This window comes from Massilia sp. AB1 (genome assembly GCF_018119385.1).
In the GTDB taxonomy this organism is placed as follows: Bacteria; Pseudomonadota; Gammaproteobacteria; order Burkholderiales; family Burkholderiaceae_D; genus Telluria.
The window spans coordinates 1-22,722 of record NZ_JAGKSG010000058.1 but is presented as its reverse complement, the minus strand read 5'-3'; the positions used below and the strand labels follow the sequence as shown (position 1 = coordinate 22,722).

General features: G+C 66.6%; 24 protein-coding genes. 11 read left to right on the top strand and 13 right to left on the bottom strand.

The features are described from left to right. Positions 1-33 precede the first annotated feature (33 nt). The 7 genes from J8847_RS21770 to xapA form a co-directional block, all read right to left on the bottom strand. Positions 34-513: a VOC family protein gene (locus J8847_RS21770; protein ID WP_211526776.1), complete on the bottom strand. Its 480-nt coding sequence runs from the start codon at positions 511-513 to the stop codon at positions 34-36. Between the two features lie 62 nt (positions 514-575). Next, the gene (locus J8847_RS21765; protein WP_211526773.1) at positions 576-977 is read right to left on the bottom strand and encodes a cytidine deaminase; all 402 of its coding nucleotides are present in this window, start codon (positions 975-977) and stop codon (positions 576-578) included. Positions 978-988: 11 nt separating this feature from the next. Beyond that, a complete protein-coding gene (gene deoA / locus J8847_RS21760; protein ID WP_211526772.1) occupies positions 989-2,311 on the bottom strand; it encodes a thymidine phosphorylase in 1,323 nt (440 codons plus the stop codon). Between the two features lie 192 nt (positions 2,312-2,503). Continuing rightward, positions 2,504-4,882: an aldehyde dehydrogenase family protein gene (locus tag J8847_RS21755; RefSeq protein WP_373999966.1), complete on the bottom strand. Its 2,379-nt coding sequence runs from the start codon at positions 4,880-4,882 to the stop codon at positions 2,504-2,506. Positions 4,883-4,900: 18 nt separating this feature from the next. After that, on the bottom strand, positions 4,901-5,857 hold the full coding sequence (gene deoC, locus J8847_RS21750; RefSeq protein WP_211526771.1) for a deoxyribose-phosphate aldolase: 957 nt from the start codon (positions 5,855-5,857) through the stop codon (positions 4,901-4,903). Next, positions 5,854-7,047, bottom strand: a complete 1,194-nt coding sequence (locus J8847_RS21745; protein WP_211526770.1) for a phosphopentomutase — start codon at positions 7,045-7,047, stop codon at positions 5,854-5,856. Before J8847_RS21745 ends, deoC begins: the two co-directional genes overlap by 4 nt. 24 nt (positions 7,048-7,071) lie before the next feature. Continuing rightward, positions 7,072-7,914, bottom strand: a complete 843-nt coding sequence (gene xapA / locus J8847_RS21740) for a xanthosine phosphorylase (protein WP_211526769.1) — start codon at positions 7,912-7,914, stop codon at positions 7,072-7,074. Positions 7,915-8,167: 253 nt separating this feature from the next. Between xapA and J8847_RS21735 the strand changes: the two genes are divergently transcribed. Genes J8847_RS21735 through J8847_RS21720 form a run of 4 tightly spaced genes read left to right on the top strand, consistent with a single transcriptional unit; the run spans position 8,168 to position 11,362 of the window. Beyond that, positions 8,168-9,277 (top strand): carbohydrate kinase, encoded by a 1,110-nt coding sequence (locus tag J8847_RS21735; RefSeq protein ID WP_211526768.1) that lies wholly within the window; start codon positions 8,168-8,170, stop codon positions 9,275-9,277. Between the two features lie 2 nt (positions 9,278-9,279). Then, complete coding sequence (locus J8847_RS21730; RefSeq protein WP_211526767.1) at positions 9,280-10,197, top strand: pseudouridine-5'-phosphate glycosidase; 918 nt, start codon at positions 9,280-9,282, stop codon at positions 10,195-10,197. A gap of 10 nt (positions 10,198-10,207) precedes the next feature. Then, on the top strand, positions 10,208-11,116 hold the full coding sequence (locus tag J8847_RS21725; protein ID WP_211526766.1) for a LysR family transcriptional regulator: 909 nt from the start codon (positions 10,208-10,210) through the stop codon (positions 11,114-11,116). A gap of 48 nt (positions 11,117-11,164) precedes the next feature. Next, positions 11,165-11,362, top strand: coding sequence for a hypothetical protein (locus J8847_RS21720; protein ID WP_211526765.1), 198 nt, complete (start codon positions 11,165-11,167; stop codon positions 11,360-11,362). Positions 11,363-11,370: 8 nt separating this feature from the next. Here the strand turns inward: J8847_RS21720 and pcp are convergent, their stop codons facing one another. The 4 genes from pcp to J8847_RS21700 all read right to left on the bottom strand — a co-directional run bounded on the left by pcp (position 11,371) and on the right by J8847_RS21700 (position 14,051). After that, positions 11,371-12,015: a pyroglutamyl-peptidase I gene (pcp, locus tag J8847_RS21715; protein WP_211526774.1), complete on the bottom strand. Its 645-nt coding sequence runs from the start codon at positions 12,013-12,015 to the stop codon at positions 11,371-11,373. Beyond that, positions 12,015-12,971 (bottom strand): DUF979 domain-containing protein, encoded by a 957-nt coding sequence (locus tag J8847_RS21710; RefSeq protein ID WP_211526764.1) that lies wholly within the window; start codon positions 12,969-12,971, stop codon positions 12,015-12,017. The genes pcp and J8847_RS21710 overlap by 1 nt, the downstream gene beginning before the upstream one ends. Then, positions 12,968-13,666, bottom strand: coding sequence for a DUF969 domain-containing protein (locus J8847_RS21705; RefSeq protein ID WP_211526763.1), 699 nt, complete (start codon positions 13,664-13,666; stop codon positions 12,968-12,970). The genes J8847_RS21710 and J8847_RS21705 overlap by 4 nt, the downstream gene beginning before the upstream one ends. 82 nt (positions 13,667-13,748) lie before the next feature. Further along, a complete protein-coding gene (locus J8847_RS21700) occupies positions 13,749-14,051 on the bottom strand; it encodes a YciI-like protein (protein WP_211526762.1) in 303 nt (100 codons plus the stop codon). 170 nt (positions 14,052-14,221) lie between these two features. Between J8847_RS21700 and J8847_RS21695 the strand changes: the two genes are divergently transcribed. The 7 genes from J8847_RS21695 to J8847_RS21665 all read left to right on the top strand — a co-directional run bounded on the left by J8847_RS21695 (position 14,222) and on the right by J8847_RS21665 (position 21,341). After that, positions 14,222-14,767 carry a DUF2231 domain-containing protein gene (locus J8847_RS21695; RefSeq protein ID WP_211526761.1) on the top strand — a complete coding sequence of 182 codons (546 nt, stop codon included), beginning with the start codon at positions 14,222-14,224 and terminating at the stop codon, positions 14,765-14,767. Positions 14,768-14,868: 101 nt separating this feature from the next. Continuing rightward, on the top strand, positions 14,869-15,783 hold the full coding sequence (locus J8847_RS21690) for an alpha/beta hydrolase (RefSeq protein ID WP_211526760.1): 915 nt from the start codon (positions 14,869-14,871) through the stop codon (positions 15,781-15,783). Between the two features lie 368 nt (positions 15,784-16,151). Continuing rightward, positions 16,152-17,153 carry a BMP family protein gene (locus J8847_RS21685; protein WP_211526759.1) on the top strand — a complete coding sequence of 334 codons (1,002 nt, stop codon included), beginning with the start codon at positions 16,152-16,154 and terminating at the stop codon, positions 17,151-17,153. 88 nt (positions 17,154-17,241) lie between these two features. Next, positions 17,242-18,771, top strand: coding sequence for an ABC transporter ATP-binding protein (locus J8847_RS21680; protein ID WP_211526758.1), 1,530 nt, complete (start codon positions 17,242-17,244; stop codon positions 18,769-18,771). Positions 18,772-18,783: 12 nt separating this feature from the next. Further along, positions 18,784-19,869: an ABC transporter permease gene (locus J8847_RS21675; protein WP_211526757.1), complete on the top strand. Its 1,086-nt coding sequence runs from the start codon at positions 18,784-18,786 to the stop codon at positions 19,867-19,869. Positions 19,870-19,872: 3 nt separating this feature from the next. Further along, positions 19,873-20,838, top strand: coding sequence for an ABC transporter permease (locus tag J8847_RS21670; protein WP_211526756.1), 966 nt, complete (start codon positions 19,873-19,875; stop codon positions 20,836-20,838). A gap of 197 nt (positions 20,839-21,035) precedes the next feature. Further along, positions 21,036-21,341 (top strand): hypothetical protein, encoded by a 306-nt coding sequence (locus J8847_RS21665; protein WP_211526755.1) that lies wholly within the window; start codon positions 21,036-21,038, stop codon positions 21,339-21,341. Between the two features lie 79 nt (positions 21,342-21,420). Here J8847_RS21665 and J8847_RS21660 read toward each other — a convergent pair whose 3' ends face one another. Both J8847_RS21660 and J8847_RS21655 read right to left on the bottom strand, forming a co-directional pair. Continuing rightward, the gene (locus J8847_RS21660) at positions 21,421-22,281 is read right to left on the bottom strand and encodes a MipA/OmpV family protein (RefSeq protein ID WP_211526754.1); all 861 of its coding nucleotides are present in this window, start codon (positions 22,279-22,281) and stop codon (positions 21,421-21,423) included. 125 nt (positions 22,282-22,406) lie between these two features. Then, positions 22,407-22,722, bottom strand: a 316-nt coding sequence (locus J8847_RS21655) for a hypothetical protein (protein WP_211526753.1), incomplete at its 5' end; no start/stop codon positions are given.

The window sequence follows — 22,722 nt, the reverse complement described above, 5'->3', positions numbered from 1 at the left end:
CAGACCCTACGGCCCTATCCAGCCAGACAGACCCTAGCCGCGCCGCGCCGCTTCGATCGCCGCGACGTCGATTTTCCCCATCTGCATCATCGCCTCGAAGGCGCGCTTGGCCACGGCCGGGTCGGGGTCCGTGATCGCCTCCGACAGCACGCGCGGGGTGATCTGCCACGACAGCCCCCACCTGTCCTTGCACCAGCCGCAGGCGCTTTCCTGCCCGCCGTTGCTCACGATCGCATTCCACAGGCGGTCGGTTTCCTCCTGGTCGTCGGTCGCGATCTGGAAAGAGAAGGCTTCGTTGTGCTTGAAGGCCGGGCCGCCGTTCAGGCCCAGGCAAGGAATGCCGCATACGGTGAACTCCACCGTCAGGACGTCGCCCTGCTTGCCCGAGGGGTAGTCGCTCGGTGCATGGTGCACCGCCTTCACTTCGCTCTCTGGAAAGGTCGCCGCGTAGAACTGCGCGGCTTCCAGCGCGTCATTATTGAACCAGAGACAAACCGTGTTCTTGCTGATCATCATGCGCTCCCATGGTTGTTGGCTGCATAAGCTTAGACCAGAGAGCGCATTCAGTCATCCATTTATCCCAAGTCCCGGCCGCCGAAGGCGTTCGGAAGCTGTTCGGCGGCCGTGGTTTCGAACACGTCGCCTTTCAAGTTGGTCAGGACCACCGGCAGCGCGTTGCCGCCCAGTTCCAGGATCACCTGGCGGCAGGCGCCGCAGGGAGCGATCGGGCCGTCGGTCTGGCCGATCACGGCCAGGGCCGTGAAGTCGCCGGGCTTGTAGCCGCTGGCAATGGCGCTAAAAAAAGCGGTGCGCTCGGCGCAGTTGCACAGGCCGTAGGAGGCGTTCTCCACGTTACAGCCGCGGAAGATGCGGCCATCCTTGCACTCCAGCGCCGCGCCGACCTGGAACTTCGAGTACGGCGTGTAGGCCAGTTCGCGCGCGGCGCGGGCTTCTTCGATCAGTTTCGCGTATTTCATCGTGCGCTCTCTTACGGACGGATGGTGCGGTAGATCATCGGTTCAAGAGCCGGTTTCTCCGCGCCGATCCGGTAGGCCGCCTGCACCTGGCGCACCGCCTGCTCGGCGGCTTGCTGCGAACGGGCGTGGACCATGGCCAGCGGCTGGCCGACCTCGATCTTGTCGCCCAGTTCCACCAGGCCGGTGAGGCCGACGGCGAAGTCGATCGCATCCTGCGGACGCACGCGGCCGCCGCCCAGGGCGACCACGCTCAGGCCCAGGCCGCGGGTGTCGGCGGCGACGGCGTAGCCGGCCTGCAGCGCCGGCACCGGGACGATGACCGGCGCGCTTTCCAGGTGCGCGTCCGGCTTGTCCATCAGGTCGGCCGGGCCGCCCAGGGCGGCGACCATGCGCGCGAAGCGCTCGGCGGCCTCGCCCGAATCGAGGGCCGCCTGCAGCCTGGCGCGGGCCGCTTCCTCGGTGGCGGCGATGCCCGAGATGACCAGCATCTCGGCGCACAACGCCATCGTCACTTCGTGCAGGCGCGCGGGGCGCGACTTGCCGGTCAGGTAGTCGATCGCGACGCGCACTTCGACAGCGTTGCCGGCGGCGTGGCAGAGCGATTCGTTCATGCCGGTCAGGATGGCCGAGGTGCGGGTGCCCGCGCCGTTGCCGACGTGGACGATGCTCTCGGCCAGCTCCACCGATTTCTCGTAGCTCGGCATGAAGGCGCCGCTGCCGACCTTCACGTCCATGACCAGGGCGTCCAGGCCCGCTGCCAGCTTCTTGGACAGGATCGAGCCGGTGATCATGGCCACCGATTCCACGGTGGCCGTGGTGTCGCGGATGCTGTAGAAGCGCTTGTCGGCCGGCGCCAGCTGGGCGGTCTGGCCGATGATGGCGACGCCGACGTCCTTGACGACCTGGCGGAATTTCTCCGGGTCCGGCACGGTGCTGTAGCCGGGGATGGAGTCGAACTTGTCGAGGGTGCCGCCGGTGTGGCCCAGGCCGCGGCCCGAGATCATCGGCACGTAGCCGCCGCAGGCGGCGATCATCGGGCCGAGCATCAGCGAGACCACGTCGCCGACGCCGCCGGTCGAGTGCTTGTCGACCACCGGGCCCGGGAGGTTCAGGGATTTCCATTCCATGACCTGGCCGGAATCGCGCATCGCCAGGGTGAAGGCGACGCGCTCGTCCATGCTCATGTCGTTGAAGTAGACGGCCATCGCCAGGGCGGCGATCTGGCCTTCGGTGACGCTGCCGTCAGGGATGCCGCGTACGAAGAACTGGATTTCCTCGGCGCTCAGGGTGCCGCCGTCGCGTTTTTTGCGGACGATTTCTTGGGGGAGGAACATGACGTTTCCCTATCTGAATAGTGTTAGCGCTGCTTCGCGCGTTATCTTCAAAACGTCATTCCCGCGAAGGCGGGAATCCAAGTCCGCTGCGCCGCCGCAAAAATAATCGTAGGCGGTCTGCATGCAAACTTGGATTCCCGCCTTCGCGGGAATGACGGTGTGCTTATGTAGCGGGTCTTTTAAACGCCGTCGTTACACGCCGTACGGAATCCACACGTTCTTCACCTGCGTCGCGTGCTGCAGCACCGCGCGGCCGGCCGCCTGCTTCGCGTCGAACCAGTCGCGGCCCTTGCCGCCGCCGGTCCAGGTGCGCTTGAGCGAATCCGCCGACAGGCGCTCCACTTCCGCGCAGCCTTCGGCGTTGCCGTCATGGCGCCACACGGCGTCCACATCGGCGTGCGAAGCCAGCGTACGCGCCAGCTCGGAGCTGGAGCCGGTCACGATGTTCAGCGCGCCGCCCGGCAGGTCCGAGGTGTCCAGCACCTGGTACAGGTCGGTCGCCGACAGCGGCGAGGCTTCCGACGGCACCGCGATCACGCGGTTGCCCATCGCCAGCGCAGGAGCCACCAGCGAGATGAAGCCCAGCAGCGGGTTCTCGTTCGGGCAGATGATGCCGATCACGCCAACCGGCTCGTTCAGCGCCACGGTGATGCCGTGCATCGGCGGCTGGTGGGCCTGGCCGTCGTACTTGTCGCACCACGCCGCCCAGCTGAACAGGCGCTCGATCGAGGCCTGCACTTCGCGCTCGGCGTTCCTGCTGCCGGTCTGCGCAGCGATGCGGGCCGCGAATTCGTCGGCGCGGATCGCCAGGTTCTCGGCGATGTAGTACAGCACCTGCGCGCGGTTGTGCGCAGTGGCCTTGGACCAGCCGGAGGCCTTGTGCGCCGCTTCCACGGCGTTGCGGATGTCCTTGCGGTTGCCTTCGCCGACGTCGGCCAGGAAGGCGCCGTTGGCGCCATGGATGGCGCGGCTGTAGGCGCCGTCAGGGCGTGCCTGCTTGCCGCCGATGTAGAGCTTGGCGGTGCGGTCCACGGCGAACGGGCTGTCCGACTCAGCCGGCTTGAGCTTGCCCTTCTCCGCCACCAGCGGCGCGGCCGGGCGTGCATCTTCCGACAACGGGGTCAGGTACTCGTACATGCCTTCCTTGCCGCCTTCGCGGCCATAGCCCGATTCCTTGTAGCCACCGAAGCCGCAAGCGGCGTCGAACTGGTTGGCGGTGTTGATCCACACGACGCCGGCCTTGATCTGCGGCGCCACGTCCAGGGCCAGCGAAATCGATTCCGACCACACGCAGGCGGCCAGGCCGTACACGGTGTTGTTGGCCAGCTGGACCGCCTCGCCCGGGGTGCGGAAGCTCATCGCCACCAGCACCGGGCCGAAGATTTCAGCCTGGGCCACGGCGGCCGAGGTCGAGGCGCCGGTGATCAGGGTCGGCAGGTACCAGGAGCCGGTGGCCGGGGCTTCGCAGGCCGGCTGCCACACTTCACAGCCTTCCAAACGGGCCGATTCCACCAGGCCGTGGATACGCTGCTGCTGGACCGGGTCCACCAGCGCGCCGATGTCGTTCGACTTGTCCAGCGGCGAGCCCACACGCAGGTTTTGCATGCGCACCTTGACCTTGGCGATGAACTTGTCGTAGACCGATTCCTGCACCAGCAGGCGCGAACCCGCGCAGCAGACCTGGCCCTGGTTGAACCAGATCGAATCGACCAGGCCTTCGACGGCCGCGTCCAGGTCGGCGTCCTCGAACACGATGAAGGGCGACTTGCCGCCCAGTTCCAGCGACAGCTTCTTGCCGCTGCCCGCGGTGGCCTTGCGGATCAGGCGGCCGACTTCGGTCGAGCCGGTGAAGGCCAGCTTGTCGATGCCCGGGTGGTTCACGATGGCTTCGCCCACGCGGCCGTCGCCGGTGACGATGTTGACCACACCGGCCGGCACGCCGGCGCGCTGGCAGATCTCGGCGAACAGCAGCGCGGTCAGCGGGGTGTACTCGGCCGGCTTGAACACGACCGTGTTACCGGCGGCCAGGGCCGGGGCGATCTTCCATGCCAACATCAAGAGCGGGAAGTTCCACGGCACGATCTGGCCCACCACGCCCACTGCGCGGTACTCTAGAAATTCTTCCGACTGCAGCTGGGCCCAGCCTGCGTGGTGGTAGAAGTGGCGCGCGGCCAGCGGCAGGTCGGCATCGCGGGTTTCGCGGATGGTCTTGCCGTTGTCCAGGGTCTCGAGCACCGCGAACAGGCGCGAGTGCTTCTGCAGCAGGCGCGCCAGCGCGTACATGATCTTGGCGCGGCCATGGCCGCCCAGGGCCACCCAGCCCGGCTGCGCGCGGCGCGCGGCTTCCACGGCGCGCTCGACGTCGGCATTGGTTGCCTGGGTCACTTGCGCCAGCTCGCTGGCGTCGGCCGGGTTGCTGGTGGCGAAAGTCTCGCCTGCTTCGGTCCAGGCGTTGTCGATGAACAGTCCGAAACGGCGTCCATGCTGGTCCAGCCACGCAATCGCTTCCTTGGTGCTTTCTGGTGCGGGGCCGTAATCCATGGTCTGAAGAATCTCTTTAATAGTTGGCATGACGAATCCGTTGGATGTTTAAGGTTGCGCGTGGCGATGGGCAGCCGAGTAGTTGCCGGTGACGTAGTGCTCGAGCTGGCGCTCGATGTCGGTCAGCAGGCTCGATGCGCCGATGCGGAACAGGTGCGGCTGCAGCCACTCGTTGCCCAGCTCTTCCTTCATCACGGTCAGGTATTGCAGGGCCGACTTGGCGGTCGAGACGCCGCCGGCCGGCTTGTAGCCGACCATGAAGCCGGTCTGCTCGTAGTATTCGCGGATCGCGCGCACCATGACCAGGGAAACCGGGATGGTGGCGTTCACGCCTTCCTTGCCGGTCGAGGTCTTGATGAAGTCGGCGCCGGCCATCATGCACACCCACGAAGCCTTGGCCACGTTTTCCAGGGTCACCAGGTCGCCGGTGGCGAGGATCGCCTTCACATGCGCTTCGCCGCAGGCCAGGCGGTAGGCCAGCATCTCGTCGTACAGCGCTTGCCAGTTGCCGGTCAGGACGTGCTGGCGGGTGATCACGATGTCGATCTCGGTCGCGCCCGCGGCCACCGACAGCTCGATCTCGCGGATCTTGGTTTCCAGGCTGGACAGGCCAGCCGGGAAAGCGGTCGAGACCGCGGCGATCGGCAGGCGGCCCTGCAAGACCTTGACGGCCGGCTGGATCATCTCGTGGTACACGCAGACGGCGCCGGTGCTCAGCGACTCGATGCCCAGAGCCTGCATCAGGTCGGTGCGGATCGGGCGCATGGCCTTCATGCATAGGCGCTCGACGCGGCCCGGGGTGTCGTCGCCCGACAGGGTGGTCAGGTCCATGCACTCGATGGCGCGGATCAGCCAGGCGGCCTGGTATTCCTTCTTGACCGTGCGGCGGTTGGCCAGGCTGGCGGCGCGGCGGTCGGCCGCATTGCGGTTGACCTTGAGGCCGTTGACCAGGCCCAGGTCCAGGCCGACGGCGGTGTTACGTTTGAAATCCAGAGGCTGGGTCATAGCAGTGCGGTTCCGTTCGAAAGTGGTTTGACGCCGAGGTGCTTGGCCAGGGTGGCGCCGATGTCGGAGAAAGTGGAAGCGGTCGGCAGTTCCTGCGCCTTCACGGCCGGGCCGAAGAAGATCATCGGGATGTGCTCGCGGGTGTGGTCCGAGCCCGGCGCGGTCGGGTCGCAGCCATGGTCGGCGGTGATCACGACCATGTCGCCTTCCTTCAGCTTGGCCATGAATTCCGGCAGGCGCGCGTCCAGCTCGTGCAGCGCGTTGGCATAGCCGGCGACGTCGCGGCGGTGGCCGAAGTGCATGTCGAAGTCGACGAAGTTCACGAAGCTCAGCGATTTTTCCGGCGCGGTGTCGGCCACTTCCAGCAGGCGGTCGAACAGGGCCATGTTGTCCGGGCCCTTGATCAGCTGGGTCACGCCCTGGGCCGCGAAGATGTCGCTGATCTTGCCCAGTGCGATGACCTCGCCGCCGGCGTCCTTGACGTGGTCGAGCAGGGTCGGGCTGGTCGGCGGCACGGCGTAGTCGTGACGGTTGGCGGTGCGCTTGTACTTGCCGTTCGCGCCCAGGAAAGGACGCGCGATCACGCGGCCGATGTTGTAGGGCTTGACCAGCTGGTAGGCCGCTTCGCACACCTGGTACAGGCGCTCCAGGCCGAAGTGCTCTTCGTGCGCGGCGATCTGCAGCACCGAGTCGGCCGAGGTGTACAGGATCGGCTTGCCGGTCGCGACATGCTCGTCGCCCAGCTCGTCGATGATGGTGGTGCCCGATGCGTGGCAGTTGCCGAGCCAGCCGGCGACGCCGGTGATCTCTTGCAGCTTGTCGGTCAGCTCTTGCGGGAAGGACGGCACGGTCTTGGGGAAGTAGCCCCAGTCGAACAGCACCGGCACGCCGGCGATTTCCCAGTGGCCGCTCTGCGTGTCCTTGCCGGTCGACTGCTCGCGTGCGACGCCCCAGGCGCCGCTGAAGCCTTCGCGCAGCGCGAAGCCGGGCGCCCACTCGCCGCTGGCCTTGTGGCCGGCGGCCGCCAGGCCCAGGCGCTCCAGGTTAGGCAGCGACATCGGCTTGCCTTCTTTGGCGGCCCATTCGGCGATGTGGCCGAAGGTGTTGGCGCCCGTGTCGCCGTATTTGTCGGCATCGGGCAGCGCGCCCAGGCCGAAGGAATCAAGCAGGAGAATGAATGCGCGTGACATGGTGTCCCTCGCTAATAAAGATGATCAGGCTGCGCTGCGCGGGGTCGCGCCCAGGCGCTCGATGAAGGACTGGATCAGGGTGACCATGTCCTTGGCCGCGACGGCGGCGTACTTCAGGGTCTGCTCGTGCGACAGCGCGAACGGGGTCAGGCCTTCGGCCAGGTTGGTGATGGCCGAGACGGCTGCGACCTTCAGGCCGCAGTGGCGGGCGGCGATCACTTCCGGGATCAGCGACATGCCGACCACGTCGGCGCCCAGGGTGCGGAAGGCGCGGATCTCGGCGGCGGTCTCGAAGTGCGGGCCGGCGGCGGCCAGGTAGACGCCTTCGTGCAGGGTGATGCCCTTCTCCATCGCGGTGGCCTTGATCATCTCACGGGTTTCCGCATCGTAGGCGTTGGCCATGCTGAAGAAGCGCGGGCCGAAGCGCTCGTCGTTCGGGCCGGCCATCGGGCTACCCGGCAGGAAGTTGATGTGGTCAAGGATCGCGACCAGCGAGCCGGCGTCGGCCTCGACACGCAGCGAACCGGCGGCATTGGTCACGAACAGCAGTTCGCAGCCGATCTGCTTCAGGGTGCGGATGGCCGAAGTCATCACGCCCGGGCCGTAGCCTTCGTAGAAGTGGCCGCGGCCCTTCATGCAGGCGACCGGCACGCCCCCGAGGGTGCCCAGCACCAGCTCGCCCGCGTGGCCGTGCACGGTGCTGATCGGGAAGCCCGGCAGGTCGGCGTAGCTGATCGCTACCGCGTCCGCCATCTGCTCGGCCAGCACGCCCAGGCCGGAACCGAGGATCAGCGCCACGCGCGGCATAAAGCCCGGCTTGCGGGCGCGGATGATGTCGGCGGCTTCGAATGGGGTATTGCTGGACATGGGGCTTCCTTGTTGTGCTGTATCGGGGGACGTGTTCTGGAGGGGCTGTGCGGCACTGCTAGGGGTAACGCCGGGTTAGCCGAATATTATAACTATGCATGAGGCCGATTATGTATGGCAAATACCATTTTTCTTCCCGATTTATATCATCAAGCAATAAATCCTGCATCCGGTGCTAAGATCGGAGGCGGCCGGTTTGACATCCGCCAAACATTTATCTAGTATCTCCAAACATTTGTTTAAAAGCGAGATCGTGAGCGACCTGCCCAAGAAAGAACAGCTCTACGAGCTGATCCGCGCCAACCCCTTCATTTCGCAGCAAGACCTGGCCGCGCAGCTGGGCTTGTCGCGCTCGGCCGTCGCCAACTACATCGCCACCCTGGTGCGCGAACGCCGCATCCTGGGCCGCGCCTACGTGCTGCCCGACCACCGTCCCATCGTCTGCATCGGCGCCTCCAACCTCGACCGCAAGCTGCGCACGCTCGGCAAGCTTGCCATGGCTACCTCGAATCCGGCGCGCCAGATCGAGTCCTTCGGCGGCGTCGCGCGCAACATCGCCGAGAACCTGGCGCGCCTGGGCGCCCCGGTCTCCCTGATCACCGCGGTCGGCGCCGACGCCTCGGGCCGCGCCCTGCTCGCCCATGCGGAAGACGCCGGCATCGACACCCGCGCCGCCCTGCGCCTGAGCGGGCATGCGACCGGCACCTACACGGCGGTGCTCGACCAGGACGGCGCCATGGCCGTGGCCCTGGCCGACATGGCGATCCACGACGAAATCACCCCTGGCTACCTGGCCGCGCGCGCGCAGCAGCGCGGCAGCGCGGCCCTGGTCGTGGCCGACCTGAACCTGCCGCAGGCGAGCATCGCGGCCCTGGTCGACGACGCCGCGCGCGACGGCGTGCCCCTGGTGCTGGTGGCGGTGTCCGAACCGAAGATGGCGCGCCTGCCGCGCAAGCTGGCCGGCGTGCGCCTCCTGATCCTCAATGCCGGCGAACTGGCGGCCCGGGTCGGCCGTCCGCTCTCGAATGAAACAGACATCGCCGGCGCCTGCGCCGAGGTCCAGCGCGACGGCGTGCAGGACCTGATCGTCACGCAAGGCGGCGACGGCGTGCTGTACACGAGCGCCGCCGGCCTGGCGCGCCTGCCCGCGCCGCCGGCGCAGGTGGTCGACGTGACCGGCGCCGGCGACGCCTTCGCGGCCGCAGTCTGCTGGTCGCTGCACAGCGGCGACGAAGGCCTGGCCCTGGCCTGCCGCCGCGGCCTGCAGCTCGCGGCCATGACCGTCGGCTGCGCCCAGACCGTCTGCCCGCAGCTCGAACCCGGCCATCTCGACGGCCTCCTTCAAGAACTCATCCTGGACTGACCATGCAATCCTTCCTCCTCTTTTCGCCCGAAGTCGCCAGCGCACGCGCCGCCGGCAAGCCCATCGTCGCCCTGGAGTCGACCATCATCTCGCACGGCATGCCCTACCCGCAGAACGTGCATACCGCGCGCGAAGTCGAGCAGGTGATCCGCGATGCGGGCGCCGTGCCGGCGACCATCGCCATCATTGGCGGCAAGATCTGCATCGGTCTCTCCGACGACCAGCTCGAGCTGCTGGGTTCTTCCCCCGATGCGATCAAGGTCAGCCGCCGCGACCTGGCCTATGTGCTGGCCCAGGGCAAGCTGGGCGCGACCACCGTGGCCGCGACCATGATCTGCGCCGCACTGGCCGGCATCGAAGTCTTCGTCACCGGCGGCATCGGCGGCGTGCACCGCGGCGCCGAGACCAGCTTCGACATCTCGGCCGACCTGCAAGAACTGGCCAACACCAGCGTGGCGGTCGTATGCGCGGGCGTGAAGTCCATCCTCGACATCGGCCTGACCCTCGAATACCTGGAAACCCACGGCGTGCCGGTGGTGAGCGTCGGCCAGCCGGCCTTCCCCGCCTTCTTCACCCGCGACAGCGGCTTCAAGGCCGACTTCCAGATCGATGCGCCGGAAGAGCAAGCCGCCTTCATCCGCACCAAGTGGCAGCTCGGCATGGCCGGCGGGGTCGTGGTCAGCAACCCGGTGCCGCAGGAGTCCGCGATGGAGCCCTACGAGATCGACACCATCATCCAGCAGGCGCTGGGCGAGGCGAACGAGCGCGGCGTGAGCGGCAAGGCCGTGACGCCCTTCCTGCTGGGGCGCATCAAGGAACTGACGGGTGGCCGCAGCCTGACCACCAATATCGCCCTGGTCAAGCACAATGCCCTGGTCGGCGCGCGCCTCGCGGTTGCCCTGAACCAGACCGCAGCCTGAGACGGACACCATGTCGATCGATCTCAAACAGCTGAAGTACTTCCTCGCGGTGGCGGAAGAAAAAAGCTTCAGCCGCGCCGCCGAGCGGCTGCACATTTCCCAGCCGCCGCTGAGCCAGCAGATCATGAAGCTGGAGAGCGAACTCGGGGTGCGCCTGTTCACGCGCACCACCCGCAGCTTCGAGCTGACCGTGGCGGGCAAGGCCCTGATGGTCGAAGCGGCGGAGCTGCTGGCCAAGATGCGCATGACGATCGACACCATCCGCCAGATCGACCGCGGCGAAGTCGGCCGCCTGCGCGTGGGCATCGTCGGCTCGGCGATGTGGGGACCGATTCCGAGCATGCTGGAGCAGTTCCAGAGCCAGTTCCCGCGCGTGACCTGGACCATCCACGAGCTGGGCCCCAACGACCAGTGGGAAGCCCTGCGCAACCGCCAGATCGACGTCGGCTTCTGGCGCGAGCCGCGCATCGAGCCGGAAGTGCTGAAGCAGGCCAACCTGCGCCAGGACCTGTGCTTCCCCGAGAACGTGTGCGTGGCGATGAACGAGAAGCATCCGCTGGCCGCGCAGGATGCGATCGAACTGATCGACATCGCCAACGAGCCGATGCTGACCCTGCACCTGACCCAGTCGGCCGAGCCGCGCTACCTGATCCAGTGCTGCGTCAACGCCGGCTTCGAGCCGATGATCTTCCAGGAAGCGGCCGAGCCGCAAACCCTGCTGGCCATGGTCGGCGCGGGCCTGGGCGTGGCCCTGCTGCCCCAGACCACGGGCCGCATCGGCTGGCCGGGCGTGAAGTTCATGCCGATCCGGACCAACCCGCCGTCGGCCAACCTCTACATCAGCTACCTGGCGCAGGACGATGCGCCGGTGGTGCGGGCTTTCCTGAAGATCCTGTTCCCGGAAGAGAAGCAGGCGTGACTTCGGGGCGCCGCGTGCTATCGTGGCGCTTTCTTTCCGGAGGCCCGCATGGACGTCAACGAACTGCTCTTCGCCTACCACGTGCGCGAACTCGCCATGAAGCGCCTGGTCCACGAAACGCCCGAGGGGCTCAGCCCCGAAGCGGCGACCCAATACATGTTCGAGCGTTTCGAGCCGACCATCGCGGGGGTGGTCAAGGAACTCGAGAATGTCGCGACCATCATCGCCAAGGCGCGCGCCGCCTGAAACGGGTCTTAGTGGGTGGCCCCACCCGCTTCCGCGAGGTCCGTATCGGTGGCCAGCGTGACCTCGACCGCCGTGCGGATGCCGGCGACGATGTCGTCCAGGTCCATTGACGGCGGGTTATCCGGCCGCGCCGCGGCCTGCTCCGGCAGGAAAGGCACGTGGATGAAACCCGCCTTGATACCGCGCTCCGCCACGTGATGCATCAGGCCATAGAACACGTGGTTGCACACGAAGGTGCCGGCCGTCTGCGACACGCCCGCCACCAGTCCCTGTTCGCGGCAGGCGCGCACGATGGCCTTGATCGGCAGGGTCGAGAAGTAGGCGGCCGGGCCGTCCGCCACGATGGCGGCATCCACCGGCTGCAGGCCGGCGTTGTCGAGGATGGAAGCGTCGTCGATGTTGATCGCCACCCGCTCGACCGAGATGTCGGGCCGCCCGCCCGCCTGCCCCACCGCGATCACGATGTCCGGCTGCAGCGCGTCCACGGCTTGGGTGATGGCGACGATGGCCTCGCCGAACACGCAGGGCAGCTGGCGCACCTCGACGCGAAAGCCGTCGCCGCACCAGCCCTCGAGCGCGCGCACGGCTTCCCAGGCCGGGTTGATGGTGGCTTTGTTGAACGGCTCGAAGCCGGTGAGCAGGACAGTCTTCATCATTGGTTCATCAGGAAATACAGCAGCACGATGTTCGCTCCCAGCAGCGGCAGCGCGGTCGGTATCTGGGCGCGGATCACCGCGTTCTTGTCCGGCAGGTCGAGCAGCACCGCCGGCACGATGTTGAAATTGGCCGCCATCGGCGTCATCAGGGTGCCGCAATAGGCGCTGAACATGCCGATCGCGGCCATCACCGCCGGGTTGGCGCCGTACATGTTGACCAGCACCGGGATGCCCACGCCGCCCGCCATCACCGGGAAGGCGGCGAAGCCGTTGCCCATGACCACGGTGAACAGCGCCATCCCCAGGCAGAATACCGCGACCGCGACCAGGCGCGAATCCATGTTGATGTAAGAGGTGGTCACGTGCGCCACCGCCTTGCCGACGCCGGCCTCGGTGAACAGCAGGCCGAGCACCGCCAGCATGTGCGGCAGCACCACCGCCCAGCTGATCGCGTCGACCAGGCGGCGCGCCTCGCGCACGCCCTGCAGCGGCGTCGAGCGGGTCAGCCAGTTGGCCGCGGCCAGGGCGATGATGGCGCCGCAGCCCAGGCTCACCAGGGTCAGGTGCTTCTGGTCCAGCATCGGCAGGCCACCCAGCTGCACGTCCTTGAGCAGGGTCGCACCGATCACGGTCACGATGGGCAGCAGCAGCGCCGGCAGGAACAGCAGATTACCCAGCCTGGCCGCGCTGGCGCGGCGCGCTTCCTCGTCCGGCATCGAAGGCTTGCCGCCGTGCACCCAGCCGAAGCCGGCGACCAGGGCCATCAGGATCATCAGTGCGCCGACGGCGGCCGGCGGCAGGCGCTCGCCGGCCAGGTAGAGCAGCGCATACAGGCCCCAGAACAGCGCCGTGGTGACGCGGCGCGGATTGCTGCGGTCCAGCAGGTTCATCACGGCCACCGCGCCCAGCAGCAGGCCGACCAGGATGTAGAAATGTTCGAGCGTGAGCGTCATGCGGCGCCCCCGCTCATCTGGCGGCGGATCTGCGCGTCCAGCCGGCGCAGGTTCCAGGCATGGATGACGAAGGCGGTGATCGCGGTCGGGATGCCCCACAGCGCCATGTGCAGCGGATTCACGTTGATGCCCTCGGCCTGCAGGATGGTCTGCATCAGCACGATGGCGCCGAAGGCCACGAAGATGTCTTCGCCGAAGAACAGGCCGACGTTGTCGGTGGCGGCGGCCATGGCGCGGATGCGGTGGCGCAGGTGCTCGGGCAGCGGGCCGGACTTGGCTTCGGCGGCCGCTTCGGCCATCGGCGCCACCAGCGGGCGCACCATCGATGCGTGGCCGCCCAGGCTGGTGAGGCCGGCGGCGGCCGTGGTCTCGCGCGCGAACAGGTAGACGATCAGGAGGCGTCCCGCGGTCGCCGAGCGCACCGTGGCGATGGCGGTCTGGGCGCGCTCGCGCAGGCCGAAGCGTTCCAGCAGGCCGATGGCGGCCAGCGGCAGCAGCAGGATCAGGGGCAGGTTGCGGGTCTTGACGAAGGCGTTGCCGAGCGATTCGAGGATCGCCATCACGGGCATCGCCGCCGCCGCGCCGGTCACGCCGCAGGCGGCGACGACCACCAGCACCGGATTGGCGCGCAGCAGGAAGCCCGCGACGATGACCGCTACGCCGAGCAGCGGCCACAAGTTGACGGCAGATTGCATGGAGTCTCCAGCTTGTTATTGTGAAAGCCGGGGAATATTAACCGGAACTAAGCTCCATGTTCCTATGCACGCCGACAGCGTGCTACTCCGGGCGGACCGGGTTGGTGGCGAGATCGCCGACCACGGTGCTCCACTGGCGCACGTGGAAGGCCTTTACCAGGCCGTGGGTGACGTAGGGATCGTGGGCGGCGAACAGCTGCACCGGTTCCGGAGTGTCGCAGTCGAAGACCAGGACGGCGTGGTCGGCCGGCTCGGCCAGGGCTCCGGCCAGCACCAGCTCGCCGCGCTGCTGGGCTTCCCAGGCCAGCTTCAGGTGCTCGTTGCGGAACTCGGCGCGGCGTTCGAGGTAGTCGGGGGCGAGGTCGTACGTCAGGATGTAGTGCACTGCGGGCTCCATTCATGGGGGTGAAGGGAGATGGTAACGGATTGCTTGGGAACGTGGGTTCCGGCCAAGGGGGACGCCGAGTCCGTTGAGCAGCCCGCAAACCCAACCGTGCTCTCCCCTCCCCGCCCCTATGCCACACTGATCCAAACGCATCCAGCCAGGAGAACACCATGCCCAAGACCATGATCGCCGGCCACCTGCTGCACCCGATCTTGAACAAGATCCCGGCCACCCTGATCCCGCTCGGCCTGCTGCTCGACGCCGCGCACCGCTCCACGCGCGACCCGCGCTATGCCGACGCCGCTTTCTACAGCCTGGCGGGCGGCCTGGTCGGCGGCCTCGCGGCCGGCGCGGCCGGCGCGCGCGATTACCAGAACATCGCCGACGACACCCCGGCCAAGAGCGACGCCACCGTGCACGGCGTGCTGAACGGCACCGCGCTCGCCCTCACCGCCGCCAACCTGGCCAAGCGCGTCAACACGCCGCACCACGCGCCGCGTTCGATGGCGCTGTCGGTCCTGGGCGCCGCCGCCGTGCTGGGTTCCGCCTGGCTCGGCTACCGCATGCTGGGCTCGCCCGGCATGCCGGTCCCCGCCATCAAGCCGCCCGCCGACGCCCTGCCCAACGAAGAGCGCTACGACCACACCGTGCTCGACGTCGATCAATACGCGGCCAGCGGCGAAAACGCACAGACCTACCGCGCTCCGCCCCAGTAATGTTGTATTAACGCAACCATTCCGCCGCAGATTTGCGGTGTACTGAACAGTGCTATGTGCCGCACAGAACAAAATCTGGCCACAGCGCTAGACTGTGCTTCATGGTCACACCGAAAAAAATTGCGGCGGGGTTTACGGGTTTTGCCAGCGTCTTGTGGCTGGGCCTGACGGCTGCGGTGGCGGCAAGCCAGCGCAGGCTGGTCTTCAACCCCACGATCGAGCGCGAGGTGCAAAGCCCGCGCAGCAGCGGGCACCGCACCCGCCAGGTGGTACTGCGCTCCCGGGACGGCACCCGCCTGTGCGGCTGGCTGATGACGCCCCAGGTGCAGGGCCCGCGCCCGGCCGTGATCTACTTCGGCGGCCGTTCCGAGGAAGTGTCCTGGGTGGTGCGCGACGCCGGCAAGCTCTTCCCCAACATGACCGTGCTGGCCATGAACTACCGCGGCTACGGCGAGTCGCACGGCGACCCGGCCGAGAACCACATGGTCGAAGACGGCTGCCTGTTCTACGACTGGCTGGCCGCGCGCGGCATGGTCGACGCCCGCCGCATCGCCGTCGTCGGCCGCAGCCTGGGCTCGGGCGTGGCGGTGCAGGTGGCGAAGGAACGCCCGGTCCACTCGGTGGTCCTGATCACGCCCTACGACTCCATCCTGGCGATCGCCAAGCGGCGCTTCCGTGCGATGCCGATCGAGTACATGCTGCGCCACCGCTTCGAGTCGATCAAGTACGCGCCCTCGCTCACCGCCCCCACCTATGTGCTGCGCGCCAGCGAGGACGACGTGGTGCCGCATTCGCACACCGACGAACTGGTCGCCAAGCTGGCCCAGCTGGTCGCGGACGACACCGTGCCCAACTCGGACCACATGAACATCCCCTACCTGGAAGCGACCCAGGCCCTGATCGCCAGCTTCCTGACACGCCAGTTCAGCCAGCCGGTGGCCATCCCCGCGCTGCCGCCCGCGCCGTCCCCGGCGATCGCCGAAGCAGAGGCCGAAATCACGGCGGAAGCGAAATAATTGTTGAGTGTTGGCTACACTTATATTTCCCTCGAATAAATTGCCAAGTAAAATGGTATTTGTCATCAATATGCCGGATGATGCATATTTGACAGGCTGAGCTGCGAGGGTCCAGGTATGGCGAACCATGCGCGGCACGCGGCCGGTTTTCCCAGGAGTTTCCTGTTGCGATGATGCGACATGGCAAGGCTTCCACCGGGTAAATCGTCCCCGCGTTACAAATCGACACCCCATGAGCGTTCCAAGGCTGACACAATCGCGCTGCGCGATGATCCTTCCTTCGTACGCCATGGACGATGCAGCTTGCGCTGCCCGCGTCTTCGGCAAGAAGGCGGCGGGTACAATATCGCTATTCCAGGAGCCACTACATGAAATTTAAGCATCTCAGCATGACCATCGCGGCCCTGTGCGTCGCCGGCAGCGCTTTCGCGGCGCCCGCAGCACCGAAGCTGGGCGTGGTCTACGACGCGGGCGGCAAGTTCGACAAGTCGTTCAACCAGTCGGCCTTCGAAGGCCTGCAGCGCTTCAGCAAGGAGACCGGCATCAAGGTCCTCGAGGTCCAGGCGAACAGCGATACCCAGGCCGAGCAGGTGATGCGCGGCCTCGCGCGCAAGAAGATCGACCTGATCGCCGCGATCGGCTTCTCGCAGACCCAGGCGGTCCAGAAGGTCGCCAAGGAATTCCCGAACGTGCGCTTCGTGCTGATCGACAGCATCGCGCAGGGCAACAACATCAACTCGGTGATGTTCAAGGAGCAGGAAGGCTCCTACCTGGTGGGCGTCGCCGCCGCCATGGCCTCCAAGACCAAGAAGCTGGGCTTCGTGGGCGGCATGGACATCCCGCTGATCCGCGCCTTCGCCTGCGGCTACGCGCAAGGCGCCAAGGCCCAGTATCCGAAGATCGAGATCATGCAGAACATGGTGGGCACCACCGCCGCGGCCTGGAACGACCCGGCCAAGGGCGGCGAGCTGGCGCGCGCCCAGTTCGAGCGCGGCGCCGACGTGGTGTTCGCGGTGGCGGGCGGCAGCGGCATGGGCGCCCTGCAGATGGCCAAGACCAAGGGCAAGCTGGCGATCGGCGTCGATTCGAACCAGAACTACCTGCACCCGGGCACCATGCTGACCTCGATGATCAAGCGCGTCGACGTGGCGATCTACGACTCCTTCATGGCGCAGAAGAACGGCACCTGGAAGGCCGGCGTCACCTACAAGGGCATCAAGGAAGGCGGCGTGGACTGGGTCCTGGACAAGGACAACCGCGCGGTCGTCACGCCGGAGATCGAAAAGCGCGTGAACGCCGTGCGCACCGACATCATCAACGGCAAGATCAAGGTCATCGACTACCGCGCCGGCAGCAGCTGCCCGGTCTGATCGCCCCATCCCCATGAAAAGCGCGCCGCGCCGGTGAACCCGGCCCGGCGCGCTTTTGAATAAAACGAACCACAACACACAGATCGCAATGCAGCCAGCCGTAGAATTTCGCAACATAAGCAAGGCCTTCGGGCCGGTGCAGGCGAACGCCGACGTCAGCTTCTCGATCGCCACGGGCTCGATCCATGGCGTGATCGGCGAGAATGGCGCCGGCAAGTCCACCCTGATGAGCATCCTGTACGGCTACTACAATGCCGACAGCGGGGAGCTCCTCATCGACGGCTCGGCGCGCCAGATCCGCACCAGCCACGAGGCCATCGCGCTGGGCATCGGCATGGTGCACCAGCACTTCATGCTGGTCGAGAACATGACCGTGCTCGACAACGTGATGCTCGGCACCGAAGGCGCATTCAAGCTGGCTGCCAGGCGCGCCGAGACCGAAGCCAAGCTGCGCGAGATCTGCGCCAGGTACCGCCTCGACGTCGATCCGCTGGCCACCATCCACGACCTGTCGGTGGGCGCCCAGCAGCGCGTCGAGATCCTCAAGCAGATCTACCGCAGCGCCGAGATCCTGATCCTGGACGAGCCGACCGCCGTCCTCACCGCCCAGGAAACCGCCTCGCTGTTCGAGATCCTGCGGCTGTTCAAGGAACAGGGCAAGACCATCATCCTGATTACCCACAAGCTGGGCGAGATCATGGAGATCACCGACCAGGTGACGGTGATGCGCGCCGGCCGCGTGGTCGGCGCCGTATCGACCGCCGAGACCTCGAAGGAACAGCTGGCCAACATGATGGTCGGCCGCCCGATCGAGGGCAACCTGCCGCGCAAGCCCTACAACCCGGGCGCTACCTTGCTGAAGGTCGAGAACCTGCAGCTGGAAGACAAGCACAAGGTCAAGCTCCTGGCCGACATCGACCTCACGGTGCGCGCCGGCGAAATCGTCGCGATCGCGGGCGTGTCGGGCAACGGCCAGAGCGAACTGATGGAGATCCTGTCGGGCATGCGCCTGCCGACCTCCGGCAAGGTCGAGTTCCTCGGCAAGGCCCTGCCCTACGCCGGCCGCTCGAACGCCGACGGCCTGCCCGCCGTGTTCCGCCAGCTGGGCATCGGCCACGTGCCGGAAGACCGCCTGCGCGACGGCGTGATCAAGGACTTCTCGGTCATGCAGAACACCGTGTTCGGCTACCAGGACCGGGTCAGGAACCGCGCCGGCCTGTTCGATTTCAAGGCCATCGCCCAGCGCTGCGCCCACTTGCTCGAGGCCTTCGACGTGCGTCCGAAGAACCCGGACCTGCGCATCGGCCTCCTGTCCGGCGGCAACCAGCAAAAGGTGGTGATCGCGCGCGAAGTCTCGGCCAACCCGAAGCTGATGCTGGTCGGCCAGCCGACCCGCGGCGTCGACATCGGCACCATCGAAAGCATCCACACCCAGCTGCTGCGCCTGCGCGACGAGGGCGTGGGCATCCTGCTGGTCTCGACCGAGCTGGAAGAAGTGCGCGCCCTGGCCGACCGCATCGTGGTCGTCTCCGGCGGACGCATCACGGGCGAACTGAAAGTTGAAGAATTCGATACCACCCGCATCGGCCTGCTGATGGGCGGGATGCACAAGCACTGATCGCCAATGAGCATGAAAACCACTGAACTCCCACGCTGGGCCTCGGGCTTCGTCCTGCCGGTCCTGAACCTGCTGTCCGCGCTGCTGGTGGCCGCGCTGGTGATCCACCTGCTGGGCGAGAGCCCGGTCGAATCGCTGCAAATCCTGGTCAACAGCGCCGTGATCAATCCGGAAGGCCTGAGCTACACGCTGTTCTACGCCTCGACCTTCGTGTTCACCGGCCTGGCCGTCTCGGTCGCCATGAAGGCCGGCCTGTTCAACATCGGCGCCGAGGGCCAGATGTACCTGGGCGGCCTGGGCCTGACCCTGGCCATGCTGTCCCTCGACGCCACGCTCTCGCCCTGGCTCCTGATCCCGCTCGGCATGCTGGGCAGCGCCGTGTTCGGCGCGGCCTGGGCCTTTCTGCCCGGCTACCTGCAGGCCAGGCGCGGCAGCCACGTGGTGGTCACGACCATCATGTTCAACTTCATCGCCGCCAACCTGATGAACTGGCTGATCGTGGGCTTCCTGATTCCGGAAGGCGACCAGAACCCGGCCAGCCGCACCTTCACCGAGGCGGCGGCGATGCCGCGCCTGTTCGACTGGTTCCCGGCGCTGGGCGACACCCCGCTCAACATCTCCTTCCTGCTGGCGATCGTGGCGCTGGTGATCTACGGCGTGGTCATGTCGCGCTCGCCCTGGGGCTACAAGCTGCAGGCCACTGGCCTGAACCAGCACGCGGCCCACTACGCGGGCGTGCGCATCAGCCGCATGATCATCGTCGCCATGCTGATCTCGGGCGCCCTGGCCGGCCTGGCCGCGGTCAACTCGATCATGGGCTCGACCCACTACCTGAGCCTGAACTTCCCGGCCGGCGCCGGCTTCGTCGGCATCGCGATCGCGCTGATGGGCCGCCAGAACCCGGTCGGCATCTTCCTGTCGGCGGTGCTGTTCGGCGCGCTGATCCAGGGCGGCTTCGACCTGTCGCTGGAAAAGCCGAACATCCCGCAGGAGACCTTCATTTTCATCCAAGGCCTGATCATCCTGTTCTGCGGCGCGATGGAGAACCTGTACGCGCCGGCGGTCCTGAAACTGATCAACGCAAGCAAGAAGGGTTAAGCCATGGAAGACTTCCAGTTCGCCAGTATCGTCGTTTCGACGATCCGCAATGCGCCGGTCCTGATGTTCGCGGCCATGGCCGGCCTGTTCGCCGAGCGCAGCGGCGTCGTCGACCTCGGCCTCGAGGGCAAGATCCTGGCCTCGGCCTTCGTCTCGGCCGGCGTCGCCTACAGCTACCAGGACCCGTGGATGGGCATTGCCGCCGGCATCCTGGTATCGGTCGCGCTGGCCCTCGTGCAGGCCTTCGTCTCGATCACCCAGAAAGGCAACCAGCTGGTGGCCGGCATCGCGATCAACATCGCCATGAGCGGCCTGACCTTCGTGGTGGCGCAGTACTTCTTCCAGCAGGGCGGCCGTACCCCGGACCTGGGCGAGGCGCGCCTGTCCGACGTGGTCCTGCCCGGCACCGCTGCCCTGGCCGACATTCCCTTCATCGGCTGGCTGGTTGGCCACGTGATCGGCGGCCACTCGGTGCTGGTCTACCTCGCCTTCCTGCTGGTGCCGGTCGTGCACTGGGTGCTGTACCACAGCCGCTTCGGCCTGCGCCTGCGCGCCTGCGGCGAAAACCCGCATGCGGCCGACGCGGCAGGCGTCTCGGTCGAGCGCACCCGCTACACCGCGATGCTGATCGCCGGCGTGCTGTGCTCGTTCTCGGGCGCCTACCTGTCGATCGTCCAGAGCGGCTTCTTCCTGCGCGACATGTCGGCCGGCGCCGGCTACCTGGCGCTGACCGCCCTGGTGTTCGGCAACTGGCGTCCGCTGCACACGGTGCTGGGCTGCCTGATGTTCGGCTTCTTCGGCGCGGTGCAGATCCAGATCGAAGGCGTCGAGCTGCCGGTGGTCGGCAAGATTCCTGGCTCGCTGATCCAGATGATTCCGTATGTGGTGACCGTGATCGTGCTGGCCGGCCTGATGGCCAAGTCGGTGGCGCCGAAGGCGCTGGGACGCCCGTTCGTGAAATCGCGCTGATCGCCCCTGCTCGGCGCATGGCCCGCTTCGGCGGGCCATTTTTTTGTCCGTCGGCACGGGTTATTGCACAATTTGTTAGCAATTGTGACTAGGGTAAGGCTTTGTAAGGACGGTCAACAGGGCCGATCCGTGACCCGTTGATGAGTCAGGTGAAACGATAAACGTACGCCAGAAACCAACCAGAAAGGATTCTTTACATGAAGAACACCATTGCTACCCTGATCGTCGCCCTGTCCGCCACCTCGGCTTTCGCCCAGACCGCCACCCCGGCAACGCCGGCAACGCCAGCCACCCCGGCCATTTCGGCGAGCGCGGCTGCCCAGACCACCGATTCGACGACCACCGCAGCAACCGCGGCCACTCCTGCTGTGCCGGCGACCCCTGCCACCCCGGCTGCTCAAGCCGATGCGGCGGCGGCAGATGTGAAGGCTGACGTGAAAGCCGACGTCAAGGCTGACGCCAAGCACGACAAGAAGACCAAGCACGAAAAGAAGACCAAGTAAGGCGCGCTGCGCCCGGGCCGCCCCCTTGTGTGCCCGGGCTGCGCTTTCGCCGTGCGGCCTTGCGCCGCACGGTGTTTCTCTACAGGGACGCCGGAGAGATCGTTTCCGTTCCGCTGGCCCGCCGGCTTGAACGCTTCCAGGTCCAGGCGAACCCCACCCCGCCCGACACACCCGTGTCGCGCAGATGCAGCGGACTGTCCCGGTTCGCGGCGCCGTGATAACTCTCGAATCGCAAGAAGCCGAACAGCCGCAGGTCGCGGTTGATCCTGCGCGTGCCGAACACCCCGACCCGCGTGAGCATCAGGCCCGCATCCGCCGCATAGGCCGGCCGCGCCGCGTTCGCGTACTGCGGCGCCACTTCGTAGAAATACCGCTGGATGCGCTCGTTGCCGACGACGGCGCTGAGCTGGCCCTGGAAGGTCCAGGCCCCGCCCTCGCCCACGCGCTCGTAGACCAGGCGCGGCTCGAAGGTCCAGCCCTGCTGGCGCAGGCCGCCCCTGACCTCGATCACGGCCCGGAGCGGCAATTCGGCGCGCAGCCGGGTCGAGCGGTCCAGGTCGGCGATCTTCACCTTCAGGCGCGGGCCGAATTCGAGCAGGGTGCCGAGGTCGGGCATGCCGGCGCGCACCTCGACGTCATCGGAATCGGAGGGCAGCGCCCCGGCCAGGCCGACGTCGAACTCGACCCGGTCCGAATGGAAGAGGCGCGCGCCGATGCCGGACTGGTCGGCGCGCAAGACCTCGCCGCGGTACAGGATGAAGGGCAGCGCCAGCAGCCGCGAGGAGCGGTCGTCGGCGCCCGGATAGGCGGGCGTGGAAATGCCGGCCGCGCCGATGCCGATTTCCCACAGGGGAAGATGTCGTTCGTCAGACTGGGCGGCGGCGGCCGCAGAGGCGCTCAGGATGGCGGCGCCGAATGCGGCCTTCAGGAAGGGGAACATGGGGTCTCGAGTCGATTCTGTCATGAACCGATTCTAGCCAAGACCGCTGGGGAAGCGCGCAACGCACAAGCATCACCGTTGACCCAGGTGGAACAGAGGCTTCAGGCGCAATGCATTTCCGGATTTTATTTGCTTGTCCGCCGGCGCTGGAATATCGCACTCAGCAAACCGAATATCGCCGACGCCACTATTATTCTTATAGTTATCCCAGGCGCTCGATCCACAGTAAATATTTCAGCATTCAGCAATTCATAGAGAATGGAAAGGATTGCAAAACCCAGGGCGAATAAAAGGGTTTGTTTTACGATGCCGGGCGACTTCCTGGTTGATTTTTGATTAATCGATTCCATACTGTCTTCAAGCGATATAAAGGCGGTGGGGGGGCGGGGGGGGGGGGGGGGGGGTTTTTTTAAAAAAAAACACCCCCCGAAAGAATGAGGC

What these genes read in the sequence shown, in the direction of transcription:
- J8847_RS21770 (WP_211526776.1), bottom strand. Translation starts at nt 513, where the DNA reads ATGATCAGCAAGAACACGGTTTGTCTCTGGTTCAATAATGACGCGCTG.
- J8847_RS21765 (WP_211526773.1), bottom strand. Translation starts at nt 977, where the DNA reads ATGAAATACGCGAAACTGATCGAAGAAGCCCGCGCCGCGCGCGAACTG.
- deoA (WP_211526772.1), bottom strand. Translation starts at nt 2,311, where the DNA reads ATGTTCCTCCCCCAAGAAATCGTCCGCAAAAAACGCGACGGCGGCACC.
- J8847_RS21755 (WP_373999966.1), bottom strand. Translation starts at nt 4,882, where the DNA reads ATGCCAACTATTAAAGAGATTCTTCAGACCATGGATTACGGCCCCGCA.
- deoC (WP_211526771.1), bottom strand. Translation starts at nt 5,857, where the DNA reads ATGACCCAGCCTCTGGATTTCAAACGTAACACCGCCGTCGGCCTGGAC.
- J8847_RS21745 (WP_211526770.1), bottom strand. Translation starts at nt 7,047, where the DNA reads ATGTCACGCGCATTCATTCTCCTGCTTGATTCCTTCGGCCTGGGCGCG.
- xapA (WP_211526769.1), bottom strand. Translation starts at nt 7,914, where the DNA reads ATGTCCAGCAATACCCCATTCGAAGCCGCCGACATCATCCGCGCCCGC.
- J8847_RS21730 (WP_211526767.1), top strand. Translation starts at nt 9,280, where the DNA reads ATGCAATCCTTCCTCCTCTTTTCGCCCGAAGTCGCCAGCGCACGCGCC.
- J8847_RS21725 (WP_211526766.1), top strand. Translation starts at nt 10,208, where the DNA reads ATGTCGATCGATCTCAAACAGCTGAAGTACTTCCTCGCGGTGGCGGAA.
- J8847_RS21720 (WP_211526765.1), top strand. Translation starts at nt 11,165, where the DNA reads ATGGACGTCAACGAACTGCTCTTCGCCTACCACGTGCGCGAACTCGCC.
- pcp (WP_211526774.1), bottom strand. Translation starts at nt 12,015, where the DNA reads ATGAAGACTGTCCTGCTCACCGGCTTCGAGCCGTTCAACAAAGCCACC.
- J8847_RS21710 (WP_211526764.1), bottom strand. Translation starts at nt 12,971, where the DNA reads ATGACGCTCACGCTCGAACATTTCTACATCCTGGTCGGCCTGCTGCTG.
- J8847_RS21705 (WP_211526763.1), bottom strand. Translation starts at nt 13,666, where the DNA reads ATGCAATCTGCCGTCAACTTGTGGCCGCTGCTCGGCGTAGCGGTCATC.
- J8847_RS21695 (WP_211526761.1), top strand. Translation starts at nt 14,222, where the DNA reads ATGCCCAAGACCATGATCGCCGGCCACCTGCTGCACCCGATCTTGAAC.
- J8847_RS21690 (WP_211526760.1), top strand. Translation starts at nt 14,869, where the DNA reads ATGGTCACACCGAAAAAAATTGCGGCGGGGTTTACGGGTTTTGCCAGC.
- J8847_RS21685 (WP_211526759.1), top strand. Translation starts at nt 16,152, where the DNA reads ATGAAATTTAAGCATCTCAGCATGACCATCGCGGCCCTGTGCGTCGCC.
- J8847_RS21680 (WP_211526758.1), top strand. Translation starts at nt 17,242, where the DNA reads ATGCAGCCAGCCGTAGAATTTCGCAACATAAGCAAGGCCTTCGGGCCG.
- J8847_RS21675 (WP_211526757.1), top strand. Translation starts at nt 18,784, where the DNA reads ATGAAAACCACTGAACTCCCACGCTGGGCCTCGGGCTTCGTCCTGCCG.
- J8847_RS21670 (WP_211526756.1), top strand. Translation starts at nt 19,873, where the DNA reads ATGGAAGACTTCCAGTTCGCCAGTATCGTCGTTTCGACGATCCGCAAT.
- J8847_RS21665 (WP_211526755.1), top strand. Translation starts at nt 21,036, where the DNA reads ATGAAGAACACCATTGCTACCCTGATCGTCGCCCTGTCCGCCACCTCG.
- J8847_RS21660 (WP_211526754.1), bottom strand. Translation starts at nt 22,281, where the DNA reads ATGTTCCCCTTCCTGAAGGCCGCATTCGGCGCCGCCATCCTGAGCGCC.